The organism is Brevibacillus choshinensis, assembly GCF_016811915.1.
Taxonomy (GTDB): Bacteria; Bacillota; Bacilli; order Brevibacillales; family Brevibacillaceae; genus Brevibacillus; species Brevibacillus choshinensis_A.
Map to the genome: position 1 here is coordinate 1,748,364 of NZ_CP069127.1, position 13,469 is coordinate 1,761,832.

Below are 13,469 nucleotides of genomic sequence, written 5' to 3' on the forward strand. Positions count from 1 at the left end.
CAAAGATGAAGGTATCGTACCAATGGTTGGCAGAATACGTCGACCTCACAGATTGCACGCCACAGGAGCTGGCTGAAAAGCTGACTCGCAGCGGGGTGGAAGTAGACGCGGTCGAATCGCGCAATGCAGGCGTAAGTGGCGTCGTGATCGGTTATGTGAAAGAGCGCAGCAAGCATCCGGATGCAGACCGCCTCAATGTGTGTATCGTAGACGCAGGCCAAGGCGAAGACCTGCAGATCGTTTGTGGTGCGCCAAACGTAGACAAAGGCCAAAAAGTGCTGGTAGCCCTGATCGGTGCAAAGCTGCCAGGCGGATTGAACATTAAACGCTCCAAGCTGCGTGGCGTGGAATCCCAAGGGATGATTTGCTCGGCGAAAGAGCTGGGCCTCAATGACAAGCTGCTGGCAAAAGATCAACAGGAAGGCATCATGGTATTGCCAGAGGAAGCGGAAATCGGCATGGATGCAGTCTCCTACCTCGGGTTGGACGACTACGTTCTGGAGCTGGGCTTGACTCCGAACCGCTCTGACTGCTTGAGCATGCTAGGAGTTGCCTATGAAGTGGCAGCCATTTTGGGCAAAGAAGTCGTACTACCGCAAATCGAACTCAAAGAGAGCGATGTGCCAAACCCGGTGGGCGTCAAGATCGATGCTACGGAAGCGTGCTACCAGTACCATGGACGCCATTTCACCAATGCGAAGATCACCAGCTCTCCGCAATGGATGAAAAACCGTCTGATGGCAGCCGGCATTCGTCCCATTAACAATGTGGTGGACGTCACCAACTACGTGCTGCTCGAATACGGTCAGCCTCTCCACGCATTCGATGCAGGTCAGGTAGCGGATCGCACCATTGTTGTGCGGATGGCGGGCGAAGGCGAAACGATTGTGACCTTGGACGATCAGGAGCGCAAACTGGATGCCGAGACACTGCTGATTGCAGATCCGACTAAAGGCTTGGCGATCGCAGGTGTCATGGGTGGTGCGAATTCCGAAATCACGAATGAAACGGCTGAGATCATTCTGGAAGCTGCTTGGTTCACTCCGAAGACCGTACGCCGCACTGCGCGTTCGCTCGGCATGCGTACCGAGGGCTGCGTTCGTTGGGAAAAAGGCGTGGATCAAGCGCGCGTGCAAGAAGCGGGTGAGCGAGCCGCTGCTTTGATTCAGCAATTGTCCGGTGCGACGATCTCCAAAGGCATCGCGACAGCTGTTGTGACAGAAGCAAAGTCGGCCGTCGTCTCCGTTACCTTGGAAAAAATCAATCAACATCTGGGAACATCGCTGGTTGCCTCCGATGTATCTCCGATTTTTGACCGTCTCCAGTTCCCTTATGAGACTGGAAGTGACACTTGGACCGTCACGGTTCCGACTCGCCGTGGCGACATCACGCTGCCGGAAGATCTGGTGGAAGAAGTGGCGCGCCTGTACGGCTACGACAACATCCCGACCAGTCTGCCTTCTGGAGCGACGACCCAAGGAAGCCTGACTCCCGAACAGCAGCTGCGCCGTACGATTCGCCGCCATTTGATCGGTGTCGGGCTGAATGAGGCGATCTCTTATGCGCTCGTGCATCCAGACCGCGTGGAAGATGCAGCCGGCCTGCATGAGGAAGCGGTAAAGCCGGTAGCGCTGCTCATGCCGATGAGCGAAGAGCGGAGTGTCCTGCGCACGAGCTTGATCCCGAGCTTGCTGGAAACCATCGCCTATAACAAAAACCGTCAAAATCACGATGTTGCGATTTTTGAGCTGGGCCGCGTATTCCTCAGCACGGAAGAAAAATTGAGCCAGCTCCCTGAAGAGCGCTTGTACGTCGGTGGTGCGGTAACCGGTCAGTGGATTCCGCAAAACTGGATGGGTGCCAAGCAGCCTGTTGACTTTTATCAGGCAAAAGGGATTGTGGAATCCTTGCTTGCACGCTTGGGTATCCAAAACGTGGAGTACAAAGCTGTTTCCAGCCTTGCTGGCATGCATCCGGGACGTACCGCAGAAATTTCCGTTGGCGAGACACGCATCGGATATGTGGGGCAAATTCACCCAGGTACTGAAAAAGCGTACGACCTCAGCGAAACCTATGTGTTCCAGCTCGACGTAGCCAAACTGGTCGAACTGGCAGCAGGCGTCGGCTTCTACAATCAGCTTCCGAAATTCCCGGCTGTGACGCGTGACCTGGCACTAGTCGTGGATCGTTCTGTTCCTGCAGGCGCTTTGGAAGCGACGATCCGCCAGGCGGCAGGAGAGCTGCTGGAATCTCTTACCTTGTTCGATGTCTACACGGGCGAGCGCATCGCATCCGACAAGAAGAGCATGGCGTTCGCTCTGGTGCTGCGCAATTCCGAACGCACGCTGCAGGATGAAGAGATCCAACAGGTGACCAACGCTGTAATTGAAGCACTGAAAGTGAGTACGGGTGCCGAGCTTCGCATGTAAGCATAGCTTGACGAAATCTGACATTTTCAGTAACCTAAAATGGATAAGTAGAGCAAAGGTCGCAGTAGGGAGGAACCCCTCGTGCAAGGTGATGGGAAAAATCGTTTGACGGTGGATATCTTTGGCCAACAATACCGGCTCAGTGGAAAGGCAAGTGTCAATCACATACGCATGGTGGCCGGTTTCGTTGATGACAAGATGAACGAAATCGCGAACGGCAACCATCGTTTGGACACGGCCAAGATCGCCGTACTTTCTGCAGTGAATATCGCGGATGAATATTTCCGCCTGCGGCAGGAGTACGAAGAGCTGCTGAAGATCCTACAAGAAGATGCAAATGGAAAAGAAATAGAGTAAAAAGGGGGGCAGTAGGCCCCTCTTTTTCGCATTGTGAGGAACGTCAAGGGACGGAGGAAAAATGGGATGAACATGCTGATAACACAAGAGTTGACGGAAAAAAACGAAAAGCTGGGCAACATCCTGCGTGAAATGGGGACCGTCTTGATCGCATTCTCCGGGGGTGTCGACAGTACATTCCTGCTGGCTCGCGCTGTCGAAGTGCTCGGTGACTCGGCAATTGCGGTCACGGCGGCTTCCGAGACGTTTCCGACACGTGAGTTTGAGGCAGCCAAACGTCTCGCTGCGCAGCTTGGGGCAAGGTTTGTCACGACGGAAATCCGCGAAATGGAAAATCCGAATTTCGTCTCGAATCCCGTAAACCGATGCTTTTTTTGCAAGGATGGACTGTATGAGCATCTCGGAAAAATGGCAGAAGACAATGAGTGGCACGCAGTGATTTGTGATGGTGCCAATGTCGATGACCAAGGAGATTATCGTCCAGGACGCGTAGCCGCTGCACAACGGGGAGTACGAAGCCCCTTGCAGGAAGCCGGTTTTTATAAAGAGGACATCCGCGCCCTTTCCAAAGAGATGGGATTGCCGACATGGAATAAGCCTTCGTTTGCATGCCTTTCCTCTAGAATACCCTACGGTTCACAAATCACATTGGAAAAAATCGATCAGATTGACAGAGCTGAGGGCTACCTGCTCAGTCTGGGATTTCATCAGGTGAGGGTCCGCCACCATGACTCGATCGCCCGGATAGAGGTAGGCCCGGACGATTTTGCCAGACTCCTCCGTCATCACGCGCAAATACATACAGCACTGCAGGAAATTGGCTTTTCTTACGTGACGCTTGATCTGTTTGGCTATCAGACAGGAAGCATGAATGCGGTGCTGGGAACGGACGTGAAAAAGCAGCATGGCTGATGTGAAAGGGATCTTGCAGGAAGTGCAAGCGGGACGACTCAGTATTGAGCAAGCGACCGAGCTGCTGCAAGGTGCGAGTATGCTCGATTACGCCACACTGGATATCGATCGAGCCAGGCGCACAGGATTCCCGGAAGTGGTGTACGGGGCGGGTAAGGGAGTGGAGCAGCTGCTCGGGATCATGGAGCGCCTCCGCGAGCATCAAGAGCTCGTCCTGGTGACGAGAGTGAGTGAGGAGCAGGCCCAGCGTGTATTGGAGAGGTGGCCCGATATCCAGTACGAAAAGGAAGCGGCGCTGCTCATCGCAAGCCGCGAGCCGCTGCGGCCTGTACGCAAAGGCTACGTCGCTGTGGTAGCGGCCGGCACCTCTGATTGGGGAGTGGCTCAGGAGGCAGCGTGGACGATCAGGTGCTTCGGAAGTGAGGCCCGGGTGATTGCCGATGTAGGGGTAGCGGGAATTCACCGTCTTTTTGGCAGGCTGGAGGAAATCCGCTCCGCTTCGGTGATTGTCTGTGTGGCAGGTATGGAGGGGGCGCTCGCCAGTGTGTTGGCTGGCCTCGTGGACATTCCCGTTATCGCTGTTCCGACGAGCGTCGGCTATGGAGCGAATTTTGGCGGGGTGTCCGCGCTTTTGTCCATGCTCAATTCCTGTTCGACGGGTGTGTCAGTGGTGAATATCGACAATGGCTTCGGCGCAGGTTATATGGCAGGGATGATACACAAGCAGATGAGTAAGCCCGTGTAAAAGCAGGAGAGCCAACCCTAGAAAGCCGGGTTGGCTCTTTTTCCAAATCCTGTTACGTTTCCTGCTTGTTTCCGGCGTCGCCGTTGCGCATATCCATATGGGTCTTGATCGGGATAAACAGGTCGATGATCCCGATGACCAGTGAGGCGAGCAGTGCCCCTAAAATGGTAACGCGGAAGCCGGAGACCACAAACTGGGTCACATATATGACGATGGCACTGACGATAAAACCGACAATCCCGCGGTTATAAGGCGAGATCCGATCGCCGAACATCGCTTCGATGACCCAACCCAAGAGGGCAATGACAACAGCCGCCAGCAAGGCTGTCCAAAAGCTGCTAACGGAAAAGCCAGGAACCAGAAATCCGACAAACATCAGGACTACGGCAGCGACGATGAAGCGGACGATATGGCGCATAATCGTCAAGTGTACTCCTCCTTTAAAATTGTTTCGTTTTCATTCTGGCTAATTGGGTGTCGAACTATGCCAGATCAAGGCGTGTAAAATTATCCTTGAAACGGTTGGCATGATATAATGAGTTGATTACATGGCTTACGCAATTTCTGACAGGCTCAAATGGAGCCGACGCAGGAAAGTAAGGAGGATTGCTGTGGAACAAAGGGTATTAAAAACATTGGAATACGATAAAATCGTCGCGTTGCTGGTTGATAAAGCGACATGCACATATGGAAAAGAAAAAGCGGCCGAGCTGCTTCCGTTCATGAGTATGGAGGAAGTGACGATCGCCCAGAGAGGTACAGAAGAGGCAGCCACTGTCCTGCGATTGAAAGGGAGCGTGCCGCTGGGGGGAATTCGGGATATCCGCGGACCTGTCCAACGTGCCCGTCTCAACGCGATGCTCGCCCCTCTGGAGCTGATGGACATTGCAAGCACAGTTTCGGCAGGCCGCAGGCTGAAAAACTTTTTGCTCGATATGTGCGAGGATCATGATTTGCCGCTCCTTCGCGATCAGGCTGAACGCATCGAAGGCTTGCGAGAGCTGGAGGCGGAAATCCGCCGCTGTGTGGATGAGGGCGGCGACATTCTGGACAGCGCCAGCGTAGAGCTGCGCCAGGTCCGTCAAGAAATCAGGCAGCTGGAAGCGAGGATTCGGGAAAAGCTGGATTCCATGACCCGCTCCTCTTCCTACCAAAAAATGCTGATGGAAAACATCGTCACCATCCGCGGAGACCGTTTCGTCATTCCTGTCAAACAGGAGTACCGTCACGTATTCGGAGGCATCGTGCATGACCAATCGGCTTCTGGAGCGACGCTCTTCATCGAGCCTGAGGTCATCGTCTCCATGAACAACAAGCTTCGTGAGCTGCGTCTGCGCGAGGAACGCGAGGTAGAGCGCATCCTGTATTTGCTGACTGAGCAGGTCGCATTTGCCGTAGAGGCTCTCATCGAGAATATCGATGCGCTGACAGAGCTGGATTTTATGTTCGCCAAAGCCCAGCTGGCATGGAGCATGAAAGCCATTTGCCCGAAATTGAACGATCGCGGTTACCTGAATATGCGAAAGGCGCGCCACCCGCTCATTGCCCGCGAGGTAGTCGTGCCCGTAAATGTTGAGCTGGGTGGAGAATATCAAGCCATCGTCGTTACTGGACCAAACACAGGGGGGAAAACCGTCTCGTTGAAAACGATCGGTCTTCTGTCCCTCATGACGATGGCAGGTCTGCACATCCCTGCAGAGGAAGAAAGTGAGATGACTGTGTTTTCCTCTGTTTTTGCCGATATCGGGGATGAGCAGTCCATCGAGCAGAGCCTCTCGACGTTTTCCAGCCATATGACGAACATCATCCATATTTTGGAGACGATGGATGCGAAAAGCCTGGTGCTGTTTGACGAGCTGGGAGCGGGTACGGACCCGACGGAAGGTGCCGCCCTGGCCATGTCCATCATCGACCATGTCATCGATTCAGGGGCACGTCTGGTGGCGACGACGCACTACAGTGAATTGAAAGCATATGCCTACGACAGGCCGGAAGCCATCAATGCGAGCGTAGAGTTCGATGTACAGACCCTTCGCCCTACGTATCGTCTCCTGGTAGGCGTGCCTGGACGCTCCAATGCGTTTGCGATCGCCAGAAGGCTCGGGCTGCCAGAAGAGATCATCGAGGTTGCACGTGGCTCCATCAGCGAGGAAGACAACCAGGTGGAGAGCATGATCGCCTCGCTGGAGCGCAACCGCAAGACCGCAGAAGCCGAGCGCCAGCAGGCAGAAGCCCTTCGACGCGAAGCGGAAGCGCTGCGTCGAGAGCTGGAAGAAGAGCGAGCTCGCTTTGCGGAAGAAAAGAACAAAAGGATGGAGCGGGCGGAAGACGAGGCGCGCATTGCTGTCCAGTTGGCAAAGGAAGAAGCCGAGACGATCATCCGCGAGCTTCGTGAAATGATGGCAGAAGGTGCGGAAATCAAGGAGCACCGCCTGATTGACGCTAAAAAGCGCCTGGGCAATGCCGTTTTGGAATTGGAGAAGGAAAAAGTGAAAAAGCCGGCAAAAGCTGTCCGTGCCACCCAAATCAAGGTGGGCGACGAAGTCATGGTGACGAGCTTCGGCCAAAAAGGAACCGTGCTGGAAAAAGTAAACAGCGAAGAGTTTCTCGTGCAGATCGGCATTATGAAAATGAAGGTCAAACGCGAGGACATGCACGTCCAAAATTCCGTGCAGCAGCAGAAGCAGCAAGCCACCCCTTACACATCCGTCAAACGCAGGAGCGACAACATCAAAATGGATCTGGACTTGCGCGGCTACAATGTCGAGGACGGCATTCGTGAGATCGATCAGTTCCTCGATGATGCTCTGCTGGCAGGACTGCATTCCGTCTCCATTATTCACGGTCACGGCACAGGCGTACTGCGCAAAGGCGTCCATGAATATTTGCGGCATCACCGCAACGTCAAGTCATTTCGACTGGGGGGGCAAGGTGAAGGCGGAGTAGGCGCTACCATTGCCGAGCTGAAATAAACACGGGAGGGGACATAATGGGGAGCCTGCTGCACAATCAATACTTTGCTACGGCAGCTTATTTTACCGTATCAGGGCTGATGATGATCCTGTTCCTGTCCATCTTTGAACTGGTGACCCGCTATCGAGTATGGCACGAGCTGAAGCAGGGGAATATGGCCGTGGCCATGGCAACGGGAGGAAAAATATTCGGCATCGCCAATATCTTTCGTTACTCGATTCAGGAGCACGCTTCCATGGGAGAGGCGCTGATCGGGGCGACCTTTGGTTATTTTTTGCTGTTGGTCAGTTATTTTATCTTTGAATTCATGACACCGAGCTTTAATATCGACGATGAAATTGCCAAGGACAACCGGGCGATCGGCTTTACTGCCATGGTGCTGTCCATCGGCTTCTCCTACATTATTGGCGCGACTTTGACGAGATAGCGCAGCTCCATCCATACCAGTTGCTGGAGGGGATTCTCATGGAGGCTTCGGATTCGAATGTTTGCGTGGTGACCGTAGTGGAGGGTGGCAAGCGGAAGTCTGTCGCTTTGGTGGAGGGGGACAATCTCTTGCTGGGATTGGTCCGAGCCAATCTGCCTGTCGAGTTTTTTTGCACGACAGGAAAATGTACGACTTGTCGCTTGCGCATGGAAATTCCTGCTGGTTCTGCACCAATGGCATCTGAAACGGAGCAATATCGGTTGGGAAAAGAGGCCATGGCTGCGGGCTATCGCCTGGCCTGTCAGGTGTTTGTGGCAGGCCCCCTCACCGTTTACTTGGATGACAGCCGATGATACCTCCCGGCAGAAACCATGATTGAATGAGGGATAGATGGAGAGTATAATTAGGTTTTGGCAGAGTGCGACAGCAGCCTTCCTAGAGCGGGCTGCTGCTGCATGTAGCCGGATCGAGATTGAGGAGGATTCAGCCTTGGAAACGTTATACAAGGTCCTCATAGGATTGTGTGTCGTCTTTGTAGCGGCAGGGATCTACTATCTGTCGTAACCGAATTGAAAGTGGTCGCGTAATTACCCATACGTGAACCTTACCCTAGAGAACCTGAAAGAGGAGATACAGAAATGACTCAGCCTGTACGCGTAGCTGTTGTGGGATTGGGGTTTGTCGGCTTGCCATTGGCGCTTACCTATGCCATGAAAGGAGCAAGCGTCGTTGGTGTCGACGTAGTGCCTCGCGTTGTCGACGAGATCAATGCCGGACATTCCCATCACTTGGAGTCCTATCAGGGGAAAACGCTGCCTGAGATTCTTCGTGAGCAGATTGACGCGGGACGATTCCGTGCAACGACTTCTTACACCGATGCAGCAGAAAACGTGAATCATTATATCATCACGGTTGGCCTGCCTGTTCAAAATGGCGACCCGGATCTGGGACCGTTGAAAAGCTGTGCAGAAACATTGGGAAAAGTACTGAAAAAGGGCGATACCGTCATGATCCGCAGCACGGTTGTCCCAGGCACGACCCAAGAAGTCATCCTGCCGATCCTGGAAGAAGCGAGTGGCCTTGTCGCAGGTACCGATTTCTACCTGACTTATTGCTCGGAGCGCATTGCCGAAGGACGAGCTTTCGAAGAGTTCATCCACATGCCGCTCGTTTTGGGTGGCATCAATGAGCAGAGTGCGGAAAAAGGGAAAGAGCTGCTTTCCTACATCAGCGAAACGGAAGTGACCATTTCCGACATTCGCGTGGTGGAGACAGCAAAAGTCATTGAAAATATCCAACGGGACGTCAACATCGCGATGGTGCAGGAATTCGCCCGTTTTGCAGAATCGTTTGGGATCGATACCTTCGAACTGATTAAAGTAGCGAATACGCACACACGCGTGAACCTGCTGACACCGGGGCCTGGTGTAGGGGGATTCTGTCTGCCGAACGCTCTGTATTACCTTCAGCCGAAGGCACGAGAGCTGGAAGTGGGTCTGCCTTTGCTGCAGCAAGCCCGTATGACCAACGACGCTGTTCCTGAAGTGTTGATCGGCATGCTGGAAAACGCCCTGAAGGAACAAGGCAAAGCCCTGGTAGGCAGCCGCGTAGCGGTTCTGGGACTGGCTATGAAAGATTTTTCCAACGATGACCGTGTGAGCCCGGTAAACGATCTGATCAAGCTCCTTCAGACAAAGGGCGTAGAGGTTCGTTCCTACGATCCGGCGGTACCGACTTCATACGAGCACAAGGCGGAAAGCATGGAAGCAGCAGTCAAAGGGGCAGATGCTCTGTTCCTGACCGCTGTGCAAAAAGAGTTTGCTGAGACGAATTGGGCAGAGGTAGCCGATTTGATGGCGGACTCGCCAATCCTATTTGATACCAAAAATCGCATCCCGCGTGATCTCGCGAGCCGCGCGACAGTGGTGCGGATCTGATGATGAGCAAGAACCTCCAATGGACAGGCTGTCTGTGGAGGTTCTTGCTTTTTCCGCGTTTAATCCTTCAGTTCCGTAATCACTTCGGATGCGAATGTTTCATCGGGAGTCGGGAACATTTGATATTGATGACGAATTTCGATTTCCTTTTCGTCCACAGCATTTTGCATGTCATTGTTGACGGGAGCAGATTGTCTGTTCCTGCGTTCCTTTTGTTCGGCCATGATCCTTCACCTCCACACACGTTTAATGTGTACCTCCCGACTCGTGGACATGCCTGTATAGATTGCGCAAAGCTAGGTAATGCTAAGCAGGTAAGGCCAAAAATTTCAATTCATGTAAGGGTTACATGCTAGGAGGCAAAAATGGAACGCGGTAGAGTAAAATGGTTTAACAGTGAAAAAGGCTTTGGTTTCATTGAACGCGAGGGTGGGGAAGATGTGTTTGTTCACTTCTCTGCGATTCAAGGAGAAGGCTACAAGTCGCTGGACGAGGGCCAAGAGGTAACGTTTGACGTGGAAAATGGCCAGAGGGGTCCGCAAGCGGTGAACGTAACGAAAGTCTAACCAAAAAGCCAACAGACTCGCAGTACGGGGGTCTGTTTTTCTATGTGGAAAACTGACCTTTTCATATTTGTTGAAACTGACCCTTTGTATCGGGTCAGTTTTTTTATAAGCTTTTCGTATCAACTGAACAAATGGAGGATTTGCCGCACATGGATAAATCGTTGAATTTGAAACACAAAATGGGTCAGGGCATATCAATGCATTCGTTTATGGAAAACATGGAGATACGCACGATGGAGCTGAGCGGTATCCCTGACACAAAAGAGAAGTTCATCTCGAAGTATGAGATATTTTCATGGCCGAGTGCAGAAGACGAATCGTTTTTTGGTTCGATTCGCGAAAACGAGGATTTGCATTGCTTGATCCTGTGCACGGATTGGTGCCCGGACGTGATCTGGAACGTGCCCGTTTTATTTCGGGTCATGGAGCAGGCAAGAATTTCGACGGAAGTTTTGATCATGGAAGATCATTTGGAGACAATGGATCTTTTTCTTACCGACGGAGGCCGCGCGCAGCCGATAGCGATTATCTTGAAAAAAAGCGGTGAGGTGCTAGGCAAATGGGGGGCTCGTCCCGCTTATATTCAAGCGGTGATGGATCGTTTTAAAGCGAAGCATCCGGATAAAAGCCAGCCGGATTACAAGGAAAACCTGAATCAGACCTATGGGGAAATCGGGCGTCTTTACCGTACCAGCGACGAATACCAGCGAGTGATGCTTCAGGAGCTGAGAGAGCTTTTTCACTACGAGATCTGCAGCTAACAGAAAAACGGATGGAGAAGCGAGCAAAAGCAGCTCGTTCCCCATCCGTTTTTTGCATTTCAGAAAAAGCCTTAGAAAAATTCTGCACCGGCGGCAAGGTTCAGCATCGCGCGCATGGTCGTGTACAGATCATGCTGATCCTGTGCGGTGTAGTGGACCGTACCGGTTTCAGTCTCGTATCGGCTTCCTGGCACGATAGCAGCCATTTCTGCTTGTCCTGCATGACAGAACTGTACGGCCATCTCCATGGGTACAGCCGTCTGGAATGGAGCGATTTGCTTGATATTGCCCAAAGCAAGTTTGGTTTGCTTTTTCAGCTCAGCAGTCGCTTCTTCGCGAGACAGACAGATTGCAGCGGTGCGAGAGACTGCTTTTTTGACGACGGCTGTCGCGATGCCAGGGATCAGCTCCTTGGCTTCTTCTGCGACGAGATCGTCTCCGGATACCATGACTACCGGTACTTGATAGACGCCTGCGTACGCAGCGTTAAAGCCGAACTCACCGACTACACGTCCATTGATGTACAGGTTGCGGATGACGCCAGACATGGTGTGGCTCAGAACGCCAGGCACGCCTTGACGTGTGTGGTAGCCGATGAAAAGGGCAGCGTCGAAGGTATCGTCCAATCCATGAACCATGGAGTAATTGCGAGGGGAGCCTGCCAGGAGTTTCGCTTTTGGATGCAGAGACTCCCACAAAATGTTGTTCATGGTATTGTGGCTGTCAGCGACCAGGATCTCGGTAGCTCCCGCTTCGATCGCCGCTTCGATGACGGCGTTGGCGTCTTCAGTCATGAACTTGCGTCCGCGCTGGTAGTTGACGCCTGCATCGGGATTGATATAAGTGTTGTCGACAATTCCGGAGATCCCTTCCATGTCTACGGAGAGAAACAATTTCATCTGGATTTCATCCTTTCACGTACGATTCGTAAAATTTCTTCAGCTCTATGTTAACCAGATTGTCGGAGACGAGGCAACCACGAAATATTTCGCATGAAAAAAGCACGACGTTCGTCAGGAGCTGCGCGTCGTGCCTTTCGCGGAAAGGTAAGGAAAAAACGTTGAGGAGTTTCTTACGGAATGAGCTTGCGGTATAGGGCCAGGATCTTTTCAGTCATCAGCTCGATCGTAAAGGAGTTCTCGACCTTTTCCAAGGCACGCTTGACCATGGCTTCACGAAGCTGCGCCGATTCCTTTAGTTGTCTCATCGCCAAAGCCAAGGCGGAGGAATCTCCAGGCTCTACGACGAGTCCTGTCTGCTCATGGAAGACGAATTCCTTGACGCCTCCTACATGGCTCGCGATGACCGGGACTTCCGATGCCATGGCTTCGATGATGGTGTACCCAAGTCCTTCGTAAAAGGACGAGTGAACGAAGCAGTCGAAGGCGTTCAGGCAAGCAGGGATATCCTGACGGAAACCGGCAAATCGCACGTGCGATTCCAGCCCAAGCTGTTTCACCTGATTCTCCAAGCCTTCCCGCTCGGGGCCATCACCGACGAGCACGAGGTAAGAGGAGGAGCCCGTTTCTTTTTGCAGCTTGGCAAACGCATCGACGAGCACCGGCAATCCTTTGACAGGAACAAAGCGCGCTACCGTACCAAACAGAAAGGCATCCTCTGGAATGTCCCACTCCCTGCGCATGCGGCTGCGATCTTCTTCCCGTGACTGTGTCTGTCGGTATGGCGATAAGTCCATTCCGTTGTAGATCACGCTAATGTCGCGACCAGGGACACCCTGATCACGAAGAATGCTCGCCAACGCTTCACTGATGGCGATGTAGTGCCGGTTCCATTGGCGGGTGCCCCGTTCCATCATGCTGACGATCGCGTAAGCCAGCGGGCTGGCATAATCGTAACGCAAAAAGCTGTGCACCGTGGTCAGCAGGGGAACATGCAACCCGCGAGAGGCCAGTCGGGAAAAGAAATTGGCCTTTACACCGTGAGTATGTATGATGGCTGGCTGAAACGACTGAAACGCATCCCGCAGGCCGCGCAGCAGGCGCAAGTCAAAACGCCCGAACTGATCAAGCGTCACGACAGTAATGCCCGCTTGCCTCAGCTTGCTGGCAAAAAGGGAGTCGTAAAAACAAACGACTGCTACTTCTACTTCCGCAGCGGGGAAGGTGGAGACCAGGTTGAGGATATGCTGTTCTGCGCCGCCAAATTCGCCCCCACCAATCACGTGGAGGACTCGTAATTTGCTCATCTAATTTCACCCGAATCGTAGTAAAAAAACCTCCACGGAGGTCTGTTATTGGAAGCGCGGCCACGTTACAATCAGAACGAGGCGCTGATGCTGCGCTAAAGATATCAATTGCATACACGTTCATCGATTCTTACTTATAAAGAAAGCCATCCTCAC

General features: G+C 52.9%; 14 protein-coding genes. 10 read left to right on the forward strand and 4 right to left on the reverse strand.

The features are described from left to right. Positions 1 to 5 precede the first annotated feature (5 nt). The 4 genes from pheT (at position 6) to larB (ending at position 4,443) form a co-directional block, all read left to right on the forward strand. Entirely contained in the window at positions 6 to 2,429 is a 2,424-nt protein-coding gene (pheT, locus tag JNE38_RS09055; RefSeq protein WP_203356254.1) for a phenylalanine--tRNA ligase subunit beta, read from the forward strand. A gap of 81 nt (positions 2,430 to 2,510) precedes the next feature. Beyond that, positions 2,511 to 2,786, forward strand: coding sequence for a cell division protein ZapA (zapA, locus tag JNE38_RS09060; RefSeq protein ID WP_203356255.1), 276 nt, complete (start codon positions 2,511 to 2,513; stop codon positions 2,784 to 2,786). A gap of 66 nt (positions 2,787 to 2,852) precedes the next feature. Beyond that, positions 2,853 to 3,698 (forward strand): ATP-dependent sacrificial sulfur transferase LarE, encoded by an 846-nt coding sequence (gene larE / locus JNE38_RS09065; RefSeq protein ID WP_203356256.1) that lies wholly within the window; start codon positions 2,853 to 2,855, stop codon positions 3,696 to 3,698. After that, complete coding sequence (larB, locus tag JNE38_RS09070) at positions 3,691 to 4,443, forward strand: nickel pincer cofactor biosynthesis protein LarB (RefSeq protein ID WP_203356257.1); 753 nt, start codon at positions 3,691 to 3,693, stop codon at positions 4,441 to 4,443. Before larE ends, larB begins: the two co-directional genes overlap by 8 nt. Before the next feature lie 52 nt (positions 4,444 to 4,495). Here the strand turns inward: larB and JNE38_RS09075 are convergent, their stop codons facing one another. After that, complete coding sequence (locus JNE38_RS09075) at positions 4,496 to 4,870, reverse strand: phage holin family protein (RefSeq protein WP_203356258.1); 375 nt, start codon at positions 4,868 to 4,870, stop codon at positions 4,496 to 4,498. Between the two features lie 184 nt (positions 4,871 to 5,054). Between JNE38_RS09075 and JNE38_RS09080 the strand changes: the two genes are divergently transcribed. From JNE38_RS09080 to JNE38_RS09095, 4 genes are all read left to right on the forward strand, one after another. Beyond that, entirely contained in the window at positions 5,055 to 7,415 is a 2,361-nt protein-coding gene (locus tag JNE38_RS09080) for an endonuclease MutS2 (protein WP_203356259.1), read from the forward strand. Between the two features lie 17 nt (positions 7,416 to 7,432). After that, positions 7,433 to 7,843, forward strand: a complete 411-nt coding sequence (locus tag JNE38_RS09085) for a DUF350 domain-containing protein (RefSeq protein WP_203356260.1) — start codon at positions 7,433 to 7,435, stop codon at positions 7,841 to 7,843. A 38-nt stretch (positions 7,844 to 7,881) separates the two neighbouring features. After that, positions 7,882 to 8,196: a 2Fe-2S iron-sulfur cluster-binding protein gene (locus JNE38_RS09090; RefSeq protein WP_203356261.1), complete on the forward strand. Its 315-nt coding sequence runs from the start codon at positions 7,882 to 7,884 to the stop codon at positions 8,194 to 8,196. 285 nt (positions 8,197 to 8,481) lie between these two features. Then, entirely contained in the window at positions 8,482 to 9,780 is a 1,299-nt protein-coding gene (locus tag JNE38_RS09095; RefSeq protein WP_203356262.1) for a nucleotide sugar dehydrogenase, read from the forward strand. A gap of 59 nt (positions 9,781 to 9,839) precedes the next feature. On the opposite strand, the gene JNE38_RS09100 is transcribed toward JNE38_RS09095, so the two are convergent. After that, the gene (locus JNE38_RS09100; RefSeq protein ID WP_203356263.1) at positions 9,840 to 10,004 is read right to left on the reverse strand and encodes a hypothetical protein; all 165 of its coding nucleotides are present in this window, start codon (positions 10,002 to 10,004) and stop codon (positions 9,840 to 9,842) included. 141 nt (positions 10,005 to 10,145) lie between these two features. Between JNE38_RS09100 and JNE38_RS09105 the strand changes: the two genes are divergently transcribed. Together JNE38_RS09105 and JNE38_RS09110 are read left to right on the forward strand one after the other, a co-directional pair. Continuing rightward, complete coding sequence (locus JNE38_RS09105; RefSeq protein WP_203356264.1) at positions 10,146 to 10,346, forward strand: cold-shock protein; 201 nt, start codon at positions 10,146 to 10,148, stop codon at positions 10,344 to 10,346. Positions 10,347 to 10,495: 149 nt separating this feature from the next. Continuing rightward, complete coding sequence (locus JNE38_RS09110) at positions 10,496 to 11,107, forward strand: thioredoxin family protein (protein WP_203356265.1); 612 nt, start codon at positions 10,496 to 10,498, stop codon at positions 11,105 to 11,107. 71 nt (positions 11,108 to 11,178) lie between these two features. On the opposite strand, the gene JNE38_RS09115 is transcribed toward JNE38_RS09110, so the two are convergent. Both JNE38_RS09115 and JNE38_RS09120 read right to left on the reverse strand, forming a co-directional pair. Then, on the reverse strand, positions 11,179 to 12,006 hold the full coding sequence (locus tag JNE38_RS09115) for a M55 family metallopeptidase (RefSeq protein WP_203356266.1): 828 nt from the start codon (positions 12,004 to 12,006) through the stop codon (positions 11,179 to 11,181). 173 nt (positions 12,007 to 12,179) lie between these two features. Continuing rightward, on the reverse strand, positions 12,180 to 13,313 hold the full coding sequence (locus JNE38_RS09120) for a glycosyltransferase (protein WP_203356267.1): 1,134 nt from the start codon (positions 13,311 to 13,313) through the stop codon (positions 12,180 to 12,182). Positions 13,314 to 13,469 lie beyond the last annotated feature (156 nt).